Annotated in this window: 10 protein-coding genes; 3 read left to right on the top strand and 7 right to left on the bottom strand. The window is 56.7% G+C overall.

Annotation, left to right across the window (positions count from 1 at the left end; genetic code table 11):
* Nucleotides 1-3: 3 nt before the first annotated feature.
* The 4 genes from JQR86_RS20725 to JQR86_RS20710 form a co-directional block, all read right to left on the bottom strand.
* Nucleotides 4-1374 (bottom strand): winged helix-turn-helix domain-containing protein, encoded by a 1371-nt coding sequence (locus tag JQR86_RS20725; RefSeq protein WP_434155372.1) that lies wholly within the window; start codon nt 1372-1374, stop codon nt 4-6.
* 264 nt (nt 1375-1638) lie between these two features.
* Complete coding sequence (locus tag JQR86_RS20720) at nt 1639-3066, bottom strand: efflux transporter outer membrane subunit (RefSeq protein ID WP_434155370.1); 1428 nt, start codon at nt 3064-3066, stop codon at nt 1639-1641.
* Nucleotides 3059-6181, bottom strand: coding sequence for a multidrug efflux RND transporter permease subunit (locus tag JQR86_RS20715; protein WP_434155369.1), 3123 nt, complete (start codon nt 6179-6181; stop codon nt 3059-3061). Before JQR86_RS20715 ends, JQR86_RS20720 begins: the two co-directional genes overlap by 8 nt.
* Nucleotides 6181-7353 carry an efflux RND transporter periplasmic adaptor subunit gene (locus JQR86_RS20710; RefSeq protein WP_434155367.1) on the bottom strand — a complete coding sequence of 391 codons (1173 nt, stop codon included), beginning with the start codon at nt 7351-7353 and terminating at the stop codon, nt 6181-6183. The genes JQR86_RS20715 and JQR86_RS20710 overlap by 1 nt, the downstream gene beginning before the upstream one ends.
* Before the next feature lie 151 nt (nt 7354-7504).
* On the opposite strand from JQR86_RS20710, the gene JQR86_RS20705 reads away from it, so the two are divergent.
* Genes JQR86_RS20705 through JQR86_RS20695 form a run of 3 tightly spaced genes read left to right on the top strand, consistent with a single transcriptional unit; the run spans nt 7505 to nt 9931 of the window.
* Nucleotides 7505-8206, top strand: a complete 702-nt coding sequence (locus JQR86_RS20705) for a response regulator transcription factor (protein WP_312602148.1) — start codon at nt 7505-7507, stop codon at nt 8204-8206.
* A gap of 12 nt (nt 8207-8218) precedes the next feature.
* Nucleotides 8219-9523: an ATP-binding protein gene (locus JQR86_RS20700; protein ID WP_434155365.1), complete on the top strand. Its 1305-nt coding sequence runs from the start codon at nt 8219-8221 to the stop codon at nt 9521-9523.
* A 15-nt stretch (nt 9524-9538) separates the two neighbouring features.
* Nucleotides 9539-9931, top strand: a complete 393-nt coding sequence (locus JQR86_RS20695) for a hypothetical protein (RefSeq protein WP_434155364.1) — start codon at nt 9539-9541, stop codon at nt 9929-9931.
* Between the two features lie 131 nt (nt 9932-10062).
* On the opposite strand, the gene JQR86_RS20690 is transcribed toward JQR86_RS20695, so the two are convergent.
* The 3 genes from JQR86_RS20690 to JQR86_RS20680 all read right to left on the bottom strand — a co-directional run bounded on the left by JQR86_RS20690 (nt 10063) and on the right by JQR86_RS20680 (nt 13307).
* Nucleotides 10063-10977, bottom strand: coding sequence for a LysR family transcriptional regulator (locus tag JQR86_RS20690; protein ID WP_434155363.1), 915 nt, complete (start codon nt 10975-10977; stop codon nt 10063-10065).
* A 46-nt stretch (nt 10978-11023) separates the two neighbouring features.
* The gene (ycaC, locus tag JQR86_RS20685; protein WP_219652179.1) at nt 11024-11647 is read right to left on the bottom strand and encodes an isochorismate family cysteine hydrolase YcaC; all 624 of its coding nucleotides are present in this window, start codon (nt 11645-11647) and stop codon (nt 11024-11026) included.
* 82 nt (nt 11648-11729) lie between these two features.
* A complete protein-coding gene (locus JQR86_RS20680; protein ID WP_434155362.1) occupies nt 11730-13307 on the bottom strand; it encodes an MFS transporter in 1578 nt (525 codons plus the stop codon).
* Nucleotides 13308-13328: the final 21 nt, after the last annotated feature.

Genomic DNA, 13328 nt, shown 5'->3' with positions numbered 1-13328 from the left:
TGTTCATGAGCACAGTCTGAGCGAAGCGTCATGACCGGGATGCCCCTGATGCTGCAGATAACTGCGGGTCGCCCTCATCAGCCGATAATGGTGGAAAGGTCCGCAGGGAACAGTGAGTAACAGGGATTTGGTAATGAGCCCCATCATGCTGTTCATCAGCTGTCGATGAGAAAACCCCAGGCCGCTGGCAACTTCACAGACCGCGTCAAGTGAAAACTGCCCTTCCAGGCGACTGATCATGAGCAATACGGTACGTTCTTCTACCCCCAGCAGCCGGTAGCTCCATTCAATACAGGCCGTCAGGCTTTGTTGACGGCCAGGTGCCGTCCTCAGACTGGCATCGAGCATGTGGGGTCTGTCGATGAGCTCGTCGATCAAAATTTGCAATCCCAATGCTGAGGCGCGAATTGCAGCCATTTCCAGCGCCAGCGGCACCCCATCAACCAGACGGCCCACTTCGCCCAACAAGTCCAGACTGGCCTCATCAGTAACGAATGAGGGATCAAGCCCTGACAGTCGAAGGAGCAGTAGTTGGGTTGAGCTGCAGGCCAATACGGCTTCAGGTGTAGACTGAGCATCAACCGTCTCAAGCGGTGGAATACGGATCGTATGCTCGTTACGTATTCTCAATGGTTCTCGGCTGGTCACCAGAATCTTCAAGGCAAGCCCTGTCTCGAACAGAAGCTCACACAGCGAGGCCACGGCTTCTATCAGATGCTCGCAGTTATCGAGCACAATCAACAGCTCATCGTTTGCATACCGTTGCTTGAGCTGATCCATGACCTGCTCGATGGAGCCCGGCTCAACCTCCATGACCTTGGCCAGCCTTTCCAAGAGTCCATCAGGCGATTGTTCATCGCCAAACATGACTTGAAAAACCGTTCTGGTGTGCTCGTCTCGAATGGAGGCCGCAAGAGTTAATGCCACAGCCGTCTTGCCAATACCGCCACACCCTATGAGCGTCACCAGCATGTTGCGCGTCAGCGCATCATAGATCTGTAGCAGAAGCTCGTCGCGCCCTACCAGGAGGTTGCCTGTTTCAACCTTCATCGGCACTGCCAGAGTCTGGGAAGCAGAACTTTTCTCATCCTGCTCAATGAGCAAATATCCCCTGCCTGGTATTGTTCGTATCAGGTCCTTGTTGCAACCAAGGGCCTTACGCAAGGCGGAGATGTGCACCTGGAGGTTGTTTTCTTCAACAACTGTCGAGGGCCATACACGCTGCAAGATCTCGTCCTTGCTGACCACCTGCCCTCTTGCTTCCAGCAACAGCTCCAATATGTCGAATGCACGTGCCCCCAAGGGTTGAACTACGTCATTCCTCAAGACCCTTCTTTGTTGAAGAAATACCTGGGCTTGACCTAGTGTGATCATGAGCGTCACCCAATCCTTTTATTATTGGCAGGCTGCCTTCCGAAGCGGAAGGCTCTGGCAGAATGGATGCTATAACGGCGCACATCAGGACGGATATTATCTCTTGAGATAATAAGGGCGCACCGGCTGACCGCAGGGGCGAACTGCATGGCTGGGATCATGATCAATTCAGCCGATGGTCTGATCTATAAAAAAGGCGCCACGTAGGCGCCTGAGGGCATGTCTTCCATCCAAAGGAGCATCAGAAGACATGCATTACTTTGATTAAGGCCGGTCTCGGCTCCAACCTCCGCCAAGGCTCTTGAATAGATTGATCTGTGACAAGGCCAGCTGAAGCCTGGCGTCTATCAGGGTATTTTCAGCCTGATACAGCGTGCGCTGACTATCCAGTTGCGTCAGGTACTCATCGAGCCCCTGCTGATACCGTTGCTGTGCAAGGACAAGGCTTCTGGCAGCACTGTCACGAAGCCGCTCCTGGGCGTCGAGCTGACGCTGAAGTGGCTGACGCGCGACCAGCTCATCGGACACCTCTTTGAAAGCGGTCTGTACGGATTTTTCATATTCCGCCACACTGATCTCTTTGCGCAGCGTCGCGACCTCAAGCTGTGCGCGGTTACGACCGCCTGTGAAAATTGGCAGGTTGATCTGAGGCGTAAAACTCCATGAGCGATTACCGCCGTTGAACAGGTCTGAAAGTTCTGCGCTGCTAAAACCGGTATTGCCCGTGAGACTGATGCTTGGAAAGAACGCAGCGCGCGCAGCTCCGATAGTGGCGTAATTGGCTTTCAGCCGGGCTTCAGCAGCCTGTATATCCGGTCGGCGGGTCAGCAGATCTGCTGGAAGCCCGGTGGGTAAGGGCTTGTCCAACCCCTGCCTTTCCAGCGAAAGGGCGGGCGGCAGATCATGAGGCAATGGTTGACCGAGCAGGAGAGCCATCGCATTATCCGCCTGTCCTATACTACGCTCCAATGCGGCAAGATCACTGGCAGTTGTCTCTAGCAGGGTCTGGGCCTGAGCAATATCCAGTTCAGAACCAATCCCATAATCGAAACGTTGATGAATCAATTCCAGACTCTGCTGACGGCTCTCATAGGCCTGCCGGGTTATGGCTATTCTCTCGCGCAGGGCACACTGGTTGGTATAGGCCGTAGCGATTTCAGCAATCAGTGATAGCTCAACCGAACGTCGCGTCTGCTGCAACGCCAGATATTCACCCAAGGCTGCATCTCGAAGATTGCGGACACGGCCAAAGAGGTCCACTTCGTACGTGCTCAGCCCTACCCCTACGGTATACAGATTGGTGACTTGGCTTCCACTGCTTACGGCCTGAGCCGGTAGCCCACCGGTGTTTTCCAGCCCGAGCGCTGGGGAGCGCTGACGGGTTGCCGAGCCGCTTACGCTCACATTCGGCAACAGGTCCGCCCGCTGGATTCTGTATTGCGCCCGCGCCTCTTCAACGCGAAGCACTGCCATACGCAGGTCACGGTTCTGATCTAGCCCAATCTCGATAAGCCGACGCAGGCGCGGATCTGTAAACAATGCCTGCCAGGCCGGAACCGTTTCAGCTGGGTTCACCGGGGCTGATACCACCGGATAGTCCGCTGGTATGGGTGCAGGTGGCTGCTCGTAGGTAGGTGCCAAAGAGCAGGCACCCAGCAGGCCAGCCAGTAGAAGAACAGGCAACTTACTCATGGCGCTGCCCTCCTCTGGCTTGCGAGCGGGTAAGGCGAGAGACCCAATGCATGACGCTCACAAAAAATACCGGAACAAAGACAACCGCGAAGGTAGCAGTCAGCATGCCACCGATCACGCTTGTGCCAATGGCCTGTTGACTGGCGGAGCTGGCACCCGTCGCAATAGCCAGGGGAACCACACCCAGGATAAATGCAAGCGAGGTCATTACGATCGGACGCAGACGCAGACGTGCTGCCTCGACGGTGGCCTGGAATAGGCTATGGCCCTGGTCATGAAGACTCTTGGCAAACTCGATGATCAGAATCGCATTTTTTGCCGACAGTCCAATGATGGTGATGAGCCCAACCTTGAAGAACACATCGTTTGGCATGCCCCGCAGGACGACTGCGACTACGGCACCCAGGATGCCCAGTGGTACGACCAGCAGAACGGCTGTTGGAATCGACCAACTCTCGTAAAGCGCGGCCAGAACCAAAAAGACAATCAACAAGGACAGTCCCAGCAATAAGGGAGCTTGTGCGCCGGAGGTCTTTTCCTGAAGTGAAAGTCCTGTCCATTCCAGACCAAAACCCTGAGGCAGCTGATCGACCAATCGCTGGATTTCGTCCATGGCTTCGCCTGTACTGTGCCCTTCCGAAGGCTCACCTGAAAGGCTGACGGCGGGATAGCCATTGTAACGAGTCAACTGCGCCGGTCCCGTTGTCCACACTACTTCGCAGAAGGCAGCCAGGGGTACCATCTTGCCGGACGTGTTACGCACCTCAAGCTTGAGGATATCTTCTGCCTGAAGGCGGGAATCGGCTTCGGCCTGAATAATGACCTGCTGCATGCGGCCCAGGTTGGGGAAATCATTCACGTAGGCCGAACCCATGGCAGTCGAAAGCAGGTTGCTGATATCGGCGAACGAGACACCCAGAGCGTTCGCCTGGAGCCGATCGACTTTGACCTCTACCTGTGGCGCTTCGGCCAGCGCGGTCTCCCGTACGTTTGCCAGTAGGGCGCTTTTTGCAGCGGCAGACAGCAATGTATCCCGCGCCTTCTGCAAAGCCTCGTATCCTTTTCCGCTTCTGTCCTGCAGACGTAGCTCAAAGCCGCTGGAAGTCCCAAGCCCTTCGATTGGCGGCGGGCTGAGCGAATAGGCAATGGCATCCTGCAGTCCGGCAAATGCCATATTGGCACGCTCGGCAATGGCGTCGGCCGAATCTTCGACACGGCGTTCGGCCCAATCCTTTAATGTGGTAAATGCCAGAGCTGCATTCTGCCCGCTGCCGGAAAAGCTGAAGCCCAGCACCATGGTGGTATTGGCTACGCCAGGTTCCGTAGCATTGTGCGCTTCGATCTGCCGTGCGATTTCAATCGTGCGGTTCTGGCTGGCTCCGGGCGGCAGCTGGATATCGGTAATGGTAAAGCCCTGATCCTCGATAGGCAGAAACGAAGACGGCAGGCGAGTAAAGAGCAGCATGAGCCCTGCAAGCAGCACACCGTAGACCAGCATGTAACGACCTGTACGGTGTATGGCATTGACGACCCAACGCTGGTAGCCGTCCGCGGCATGATCAAACCGTCGGTTGAACCATCCAAAAAATCCTTTCTTCTCGTGATGTACACCGTGCGGTATCGGCTTGAGTAGCGTTGCGCACAGCGCAGGTGTCAAGCTCAGCGCCAGAAACGCCGACAATAGAATCGAAACCGCCATCGAGACAGAAAACTGCTGGTAAATGATTCCGACCGAGCCCGGCATGAATGCCATCGGAATGAATACGGCCGTCAGCACCAGCGTGATTCCGATAATCGCACCGGTAATTTCTGTCATGGCTTTTCGCGTGGCATCCCGAGGCGTCAGGCCTTCGCTCGCCATGATTCGCTCGACGTTCTCAACGACGACAATAGCGTCGTCCACCAGGATACCGATCGCCAATACCATGCCAAACATGGTGAGCACGTTGATGGAAAATCCTAGGGCCAACATGCAGGCAAATGTCCCCATCAAGGCCACAGGAACCACCAGTGCGGGTATCAGGGTATAACGGAGGTTTTGCAGAAACAGAAACATGACGGCAAAGACCAGCACCATGGCTTCGATCAAGGTATGAACCACCTTTTCGATCGAGACCTTGACGAACGGCGACGTATCGTAAGGAATGTCGTAGTTCACACCGGCCGGGAAGTAGTGTGACAGCTCTTTCATCTTGGCTTTGACCAAGGTAGCCGTGCTCATCGCATTACCGCCTGGCGCCAGCTGGATAGCCACAGCGGTGGTCGGCTTGCCATTGAGGCGAGTCCCGAACTGATAGCTTTGGCTATCCACTTCGACCCGTGCGACATCACCTACGGTAACCGTCGATCCGTCGGCGTTGGCTTTGAGTACGATGGCCGAGAATTCCTCAGGTGTAGACAGCTGCCCTTTCACCTGTACGGCTGCGGTAATTTCCTGCGTGCTGCGGGTAGGCAGGTCGCCGATACTACCGGCTGGCACTTGCACATTCTGATCGCTGATCGCCTGGCTAACATCGGCCGGCGTCAGGTTGAAAGCTACCAGTTTTTGCGGATCAATCCATATTCGCATGGCGCGCTCGGCACCAAACAGCTGGGCCTTGCCTACCCCTTCGATACGCTTGAGCTCATTAACGACGTTACGCGACATGTAGTCGCTCAGGCCGGTTTCATCCAGGCGTCCATCAGTAGACGTCAATGTGATCAGCATCAGAAACCCGGCCGAGACCTCTTCAATCTCCAGACCTTGCTGCGTAACCGCTCGGGGCAGTCTGGACTCGATCGTTTTCAAGCGGTTCTGTATATCGACCTTGCCCAGCTCCGGATCAGTGCCTGGTTTAAACGTAACCGTAAGCGTCGCCATTCCCTGGCTGCTGCTGGAGGAGAAATAGAGCAGGTGATTGACCCCATTAAGCTCCTGCTCGATCAGACTGACAACACTTTCATCCAGGGTTTGCGGCGTGGCGCCCGGGTAGGTTGCGGTAATCTCGATCTGGGGGGGCGCAACATTGGGATACTGCGCCACCGGAAGATTGGGAATGGCCAGCACACCTGCCAGCAGAATGAACAGGGCGACGACCCAGGCAAATATCGGGCGCCTGATAAAGAAGTCTGGCATTATCGGGCTTCCTTGTCGGCAGGTGCATCGGTTGTAATTCCTGCCTCTTCTGCCTGGACAGGCATCCCCGGCCTGACGTATTGCAGGCCTGCAACGATTACGCGGTCACCTTCATGCAGTCCTTCGTCGATGATCCAGCGATCATTCTGGGCACCGCCAAGACGGACCGTCCGTTCCTCAACCTGATTCTGAGCGTTGACCAGCAAAACATTAGCCTGCCCTGCCGAGTCGCGCTGAACGGCCCGCTGCGGAACACTGATACCTCGCTCGTTCCTGGCCTGCTCAAGACGCACTCGAACAAAGCTGCCGGGCAGCAAGTCAGCCTGCGGATTGGGAAACTGGCTACGCAGGGTGATCTGCCCTGTGCTTTGATCCACTGTAAGATCCGAGAACAAGAGTTTTCCGGCTATTGGGTACGCTGTACCGTCATCCTGTACGAGCGTTACGGCGGCCTGATCCTCCCCTACGGTTTGTAACTGCCCCTCCCGCAGCGCACGGCGCAACGCGTTGATCTGCCGGGTGGATTGAGTCACATCGGCATATATAGGCTCGAGCTGCTGAATAATGGCCAGAGGTGTGGCGCTATCCTGCCCTACCAACGCGCCTTCCGTGACCAATGCCTTGCCGATGCGCCCGGAGATGGGTGCTGTGACGGTGGCATACCCCAGATTGAGCCGGGCACGTTTGAGCGTGGCCTGCGCAGCAGAGACTTCGGCTTCTGCCTGCAAAAAGGCAGCGTGCGCATTTTCGAAGTCCTGCTGGCTGACGGCGTGAGTCTTGATCAATGCAGAATAACGCTCGGCCTGCAAATGGGCCTGATAGCGATTGGCCTGGGCTTTTTTCAGGCCTGCCACGGCGCTGTCGACGTCTGCCTGCAGCGGCGCGGGGTCAATCCGAAACAATACGTCGCCTTGCTTGACCTGGCTTCCCTCACGGTAAACCCGTTGCAGCAGAACGCCTGCTACGCGGGCTCTGACTTCCGCCACACGGGGCGCTACCAAACGGCCATTGAGTTCAGTCAACAAGCTGAGCGGCTGAGGTTTGATCGTCTCGACGGTGACAGACGTATCGGGTGCTTGCTGTGCAGAGGGCGCTGGGCGGTCACATCCTGTCAGCGCTAGTAACATCAGTAGGCAAAGGGGACGTAGGGAAAACTTAACGGGCGGCATCATGGTGTGCATCCTTCAGGAACAGCGCCATGCTAAAAGCCCTGCCCTGTCGGCTTTGTAAAAGCTTGTAGGGCATTTGTGAAAAAGTGTAATGACCGCTACAGAAGCTGTCGGGCTTGTTTATGCTCTTTCAAACCCTTCAGCGTGCCCTGCTATGCCTACCATCCTCCTGGTCGAAGACGATACCGCCCTGGCTGAACTGATTGCCACCTACCTGACACGTCATGCCTTCGCGGTTTCCATACTGTCCCGGGGCGACGAGGTTCAAGCGTATGTCCGGAAAACATACCCGGATCTGGTCATCCTGGATCTTATGCTGCCGGGGCTTGATGGCTTGCAGGTGTGCCGCCAGCTCCGCGCAGACCATGCTGGCCTTCCTATTCTCATGCTCACCGCCCGCGACGATAGTCATGATCAAGTGGTCGGTCTCGAGTTGGGGGCGGATGACTACGTCACCAAACCTTGTGAACCACGGGTGCTATTGGCCAGGATTCGTACGCTGCTCCGGCGCAGCCAGCCGGAAACAGTTCGCAAGGATGCTTCGCGTGTCACCTTTGGTCGTCTGGAAATCGATTTAACCGAACGGGTTGTTCAGTGGCGGGACCAGCCGATCGAGCTGTCATCAGGCGAATTCGATCTTCTGGTAGCCCTGGCTCGTCATGCCGGTGAAGTACAGAGTCGAGACCAGCTCTTGCAACAGGTACGTGGTATCGAGTTTAACGGTATCGATCGCTCCATTGATGTCGCCATCTCGAAGTTGCGCCGCAAATTCGAAGATACCTCTGGCGAAGCACGCAAGATCAAAACAGTTTGGGGCAAGGGCTATCTCTTCAGCCGCTCCGAGTGGGAAGACTAGGATGTACCGGTCATGCTGAAGGTTCTGATCCGTTTATACCTGGTGGTGCTGGTTACCTTCAGCCTCGCCAACTATGCAGTACCCAAACTTGTCGTTTCATTATCTGAAGATCGTTACGTTGCATGGAATCTGGATCAGTTCAGAGGTCAGATGGCCTTGATCCAGCAACGATTCCTGGAGCGCCCCAAAACAGAATGGGATCAGTTGGAAAAGGAACTCAAAACCTCTTTTGCACCGCTTGAGGTCAGTCTTCGAGAAATGGCGAATGCTCGATTGAGCCCGGATGAGCGTGAGCAGCTTGAGCAGGGACTTATGGTCATACGCCTTGGTGAGTATGGCCTGCCTGATACGGTCCTGGCTCCGCTGGACAATGAGCATTTCATAGAAGAGTCCAGTCCCCCCCTTCCGCTGGATATCAACCTGCTGTTCTGGGCCATGAACGTCCTGACAGGCGCAGCGCTTCTGGCCTGTCTGCTGCTCTGGCTACGTCCTCATTGGCGGGATCTGGAATCGCTGAGGCGTACCGCCTCGGCATTGGGCAGGGGAAACCTGTCTGCCCGAGCTCACCTCTCCTCACGGTCCAACATTGCCGAGCTGGGCCATGTATTCGACTCGATGGCCACCGATATCGAGCGCCTGCTCAATCAGCAGCAGGAGCTGCTCAATGCAGTATCCCATGAACTTCGCACTCCGCTTTCCCGGCTCGACTTCGGCCTGGCCCTGGCGTTGTCCGAAGATATTCCAGAAGCCTCTCGTACCCGCCTACTGGACATGACCCGTCACGTTCGCGAGCTGGACGAACTGGTACTGGAGCTGTTGTCTTACAGTCGGCTGCACAGCGTGGCCGCTCAGTTGGAGCGGGTCGAACTCAATCTGGGTGAGTTTATCGATAGCATCGTTGGAGGGTTCGCTGAAGAACTGGAGCAGCGTGGAATCCTCTTGGAGGTGGACATGGCGATGGAGAAACAGCGGGTAAGTCTGGAGCCTCGTCTGACAGCCAGAGCATTACAGAACCTGATCCGAAATGCCATTCGCTACTGTAACCACCGCATCCGCCTGAGCGTAAGTGTTTTGGATCAGGATCGTTATCAGATCACTGTTGAAGATGACGGCATTGGCATCCCGGAGGCAGAGCATGAAAAGATCTTCGAGCCCTTTTACCGGCTCGACCGCAGCCGCGACCGCACAACAGGCGGCTTCGGGCTTGGCCTTGCCATCAGCCGCAGAGCGATCGAGACTCAAAACGGGACATTAGCTGCAGACACCTCACCCTTGGGCGGCGCACGTTTCCGCCTGGACATGCCATTTCATATGTAGCAACCGAGAGGCTCTATGTTCTTTTCTTTACTGGCCGCCACTTTTGTCGTTGCATTCATTACTTCCGCTATTGTTGTCGCCTTATTCAATCATTCGACCCAGGCTGTCCTGGCCCGAATTATCAAGGATGACGTCAGTAGCGCCTGGCATCGATACATCACGTTCGCCAGCTTTGTGGTAGGTATTTCAGGTGGCGTGCGAATCTACGACCTTGAGCGCTATATCAGCGCGCCGACTACGGATGCTCAGGTACTGGTGCTTAATTCAGAACGCTGGACGCTCGAGATTTATCGCTCGTTGATTGAGACATTACAAAGTATCGCCTGGATGTATCTTGTCGTGTTTGTCGTTGCGTTGATTGCCTTTGTGATTGTTCGCGGAATCGAGGCCCGGCATTCCAGATCATAAGTATCATCGTCATACACTTGAGTTGCGCGCAGGCGCTGTCGGGAGCAGTACCCGTACAGGCGGTTACGCTTACTTATTCAAGAATCCCAAACCCAAGTGGCGCTGTTGGACAGTACGCTGACAGATAAAAGCTAATCATTGACCGAGGCACCCATGAACTGCACGATCTGGTTACGCAACCAGCGCTCGCCGGGATCGGTATCCTGCGCAGCGCGCCAGACCAGTGAAAGATTGGCCGGCTCGATCGGAAATGGCGGCTCTTCAACCCGTAACGTGCCACCGGCGGCCAACGCATACGCCGCATAATCCGGTACTGTAGCCAGCAGGTCCGAATTGGCAAGGATAGCGTTCAGTCCGTTGAAATGCGGTACGCCCAAGGCAACTTGGCGGGTGCGCCCTAACCGGGTAAGGTCTTTGTCAATGTTGCCGCACAGGTCTCCCGACATGGAAACCAGCACGTGCGGCCTGGCACAGTAATCCTCCAGCGTCAGCGGTCCCGGACGGTCATCGGACCGGATAACCAGGGCACGGATCTTACGCAGGGTTCGGCATTTGGCATTGGCCGGTAGTTGAGTCGTGTAGCTGATCCCCATAGAGACCTCACCATTACCCAAAAGACCCGGCAGCAGCAGAAAGTTCGCGTTACGCACAACCAGCACGCAACCGGGCGCAACCGTACGGATGTGGGCAAGCAGCGCGGGCAGGAGACCACACTCCACATCGTCTGACATGCCGATGCGAAACACCGCCTTGCTGGCCTGCGGGACGAAATCGTGCACTTCACTGATGGCGCTGGACAGGCCATCCAGGGCAGGATGCAACCGCTCGAGGATCTGCAATGCCCGAGGGGTAGGCTCCATGTGCTTGCCATTGCGGACCAGAAGCGGGTCCTTGAAGAATTCGCGCAGGCGGATTAGCGCCGCGCTGACGCCGGGTTGGCCCATAAATAGTCTTTCAGCCGCCCGGGTCAAGTTACGCTCATGCATCAAGGTTTCGAAAATGACCAGCAATTGCAGGTCTACCTTGCGTAGGTCGTTCCGGTTCAAGAGTGCTCCTTATAGCCGGCCGCCCGGTAAGGCGGCCAGCCTGGCATTACTTGCCGGCCAGCTTGAAGTAGCTGGTCATCAGGTTGCGGTAGTTGGGGATATGGTTAGAGAGCAGCGCACCCAACCCTTCGATGTCGTTACGCCAGTCGCGGTGCAGCTCGCACGCCACGCTGAACCAGTTCATGAGTTGCACACCTGCTGCGCTCATGCGTGCCCAGGCGGCTTGCTGGACGGTCTGGTCAAACGTGCCGGACGCGTCAGTGACAACAAACACATCAAACCCTTCGGCAATGGCGGAGAGCGCCGGGAAGGTTACGCAGACGTCTGTCACAACACCGGCCATGATCAGCTGCTTGCGGCCAGTAGCCTTGATAGCCTCGACGAAATCACTATTGTCCCAGGCATTGATCTGACCGGGGCGTGGGATATAGGGCGCGTCCGGGAACAGCTCTTTCAGTTCAGGCACCAGTGGGCCATTCGGGCCGTTCTCAAAGCTAGTGGTCAGAATGGTGGGCAGACCAAAGAACTTGGCGCTATTGGCCAAGGCCAGCACGTTGTTCTTGAAATCGTTTGGCGTAAAGTCCTGGACCAGGGAAATCAGGCCGGCCTGATGGTCGATCAGCAGAACAAGGGCATCATCTTTGTTAAGGCGGTTGTAGGGCGTAGTCATGGCTTTATCCTTTCATTTGTGGGGCAGATCATGGGCCTGGTAAACCAGGTCTCTCTCGCGCCGATGGCACGAATAGGTAAATTCAGGGTTTACTACTCAACAGGTGTCGTATGGCGATCGGCACACCTGGCGTCTGATAACGTCGCGCTGCGGCTTCGATCTGTTTCTCGCCTTGAGTCACACGGCCGTGATGGCGCAGATGAGCCAGCCAGGATTCGTCGAAGAAGAACTCCTGCCAGCGTTCGGGGTTCTCGCTGTCCTGCATGAGGCCCCAGGAAAACGCGCCGTTACGCTGGCGCATATGGCGGACCGGCACCATAGCCTGCCGGAACGCCTGGGCTTGCTCGACAGCAATGACATAATCGATCGTGACCAGCACCGGCCCCCGCTCACGGTCGAGACTCGGGTCCAGCACCGGCTGCGGCCAGTGCAGCGAAGGCGCGAGGTCCTCGCTTTGGGTGACGGGCAGGCGAAAGCGCCAAGTCAGGACGATCCCGACGAGCAATACACCGGCGGCTACAGTCAGTGCCAGACTAGGCGAGAAATGGCTGGCAACCGCCCCCCACATCGCAGCGCCCAGGGCACTGGTACCAAAGAAAATCAGAATATAGACCGCCAGAGCACGAGCCTTGACCCAGGCGGGTACCGAGGTCTGTGCCGCGACCTGAAGGCTGGACAGCACCGCGATCCACGCGGCGCCGCTGATCAACATGACCGGGATCAGCCCAGCAAAGGAGTGAATCCAGGCTAGCCCCACTAATACCAGTGCATACGTTGCGCTGGCGCCTGCGACAATAAAATCGCCTCGTACCCTGGCCCTGAGCTTGGGTAATCCAACAGCGCCAGCGATCGCACCGATACCGATACATCCCAACAGCACGCCATAGTCCGCTGCACTGCCCTGCAATCCTTGTCGCACAATTAGCGGTAGCAAGGCCATGCCGGCACTGGCACCCAGAAAAAAAGCGGCAGTCCGGGCAAGCACCGCCTGTAGCGAAGGGGCACTATAGGCATAGCGAAGGCCGACCCGGACGGCGCCAAACAGGCGCTCTGCGGGCAATACCGCAGCCGAGGGAGTTCGCCGCCACGCCAGGAGCGCTGCGATGACAGCGAGAAAGGACACCGCGTTCAAGGCAAAGGTAAGCCAGGGGCCGCTCAGGCTTACCAGAACGCCTGCCAGCGCAGGACCAATGGCCCGCGCGACGTTCATGCCCAGACTGGACAACGCCACGGCAGCGGGTAACTCCGCTTTGTCCACCAGTTCAGGCGTTACCGCTGACCAGGCGGGCATCATCAAGGCCGTGCCGATGCCCATGGCCAGTGTCAGGATCAGCAGCATCGCTACTGACATAAGTTCGAGCAGGCTTAGCGCTGTTAAAAGCAGCGCGATGCTTGCCATCCACACCTGGACTCCAATCAGATAGCGCCGCTTGTCCACAATGTCCGCCAGCGCACCAGCGGGCAGTGCCAGGAAAAACATTGGTAACGAGCCTGCCACCTGAACCATGGCAATCGCCAGTGGACTGGGCGATAGAGATGTCATAAGCCAGCCCGCGCCCACCTCATGCATCCAGGTGCCGATATTGGAGGCGATGCTGGCCAGCCACAGCCAGCGAAAGGTCGCCTGCCGTAAGGGACTCCAGGGGGAAGATGTCGTCATTACGGGCGCTGCACTGCTCAC

The organism is Pseudomonas sp. JZ134 (assembly GCF_051027695.1).
Taxonomy (GTDB): domain Bacteria; phylum Pseudomonadota; class Gammaproteobacteria; order Pseudomonadales; family Pseudomonadaceae; genus Chryseomonas; species Chryseomonas luteola.
Note: the sequence above shows the minus strand (reverse complement) of the source record. Positions and strands in the feature narration are given on the sequence as shown.

Excerpts from the sequence above, each read along its gene's own strand:
- JQR86_RS20725 (WP_434155372.1), bottom strand. The coding sequence starts at position 1,374 with ATGATCACACTAGGTCAAGCCCAGGTATTTCTTCAACAAAGAAGGGTC.
- JQR86_RS20720 (WP_434155370.1), bottom strand. The coding sequence starts at position 3,066 with ATGAGTAAGTTGCCTGTTCTTCTACTGGCTGGCCTGCTGGGTGCCTGC.
- JQR86_RS20715 (WP_434155369.1), bottom strand. The coding sequence starts at position 6,181 with ATGCCAGACTTCTTTATCAGGCGCCCGATATTTGCCTGGGTCGTCGCC.
- JQR86_RS20710 (WP_434155367.1), bottom strand. The coding sequence starts at position 7,353 with ATGATGCCGCCCGTTAAGTTTTCCCTACGTCCCCTTTGCCTACTGATG.
- JQR86_RS20705 (WP_312602148.1), top strand. The coding sequence starts at position 7,505 with ATGCCTACCATCCTCCTGGTCGAAGACGATACCGCCCTGGCTGAACTG.
- JQR86_RS20700 (WP_434155365.1), top strand. The coding sequence starts at position 8,219 with ATGCTGAAGGTTCTGATCCGTTTATACCTGGTGGTGCTGGTTACCTTC.
- JQR86_RS20695 (WP_434155364.1), top strand. The coding sequence starts at position 9,539 with ATGTTCTTTTCTTTACTGGCCGCCACTTTTGTCGTTGCATTCATTACT.
- ycaC (WP_219652179.1), bottom strand. The coding sequence starts at position 11,647 with ATGACTACGCCCTACAACCGCCTTAACAAAGATGATGCCCTTGTTCTG.
- JQR86_RS20680 (WP_434155362.1), bottom strand. The coding sequence starts at position 13,307 with ATGACGACATCTTCCCCCTGGAGTCCCTTACGGCAGGCGACCTTTCGC.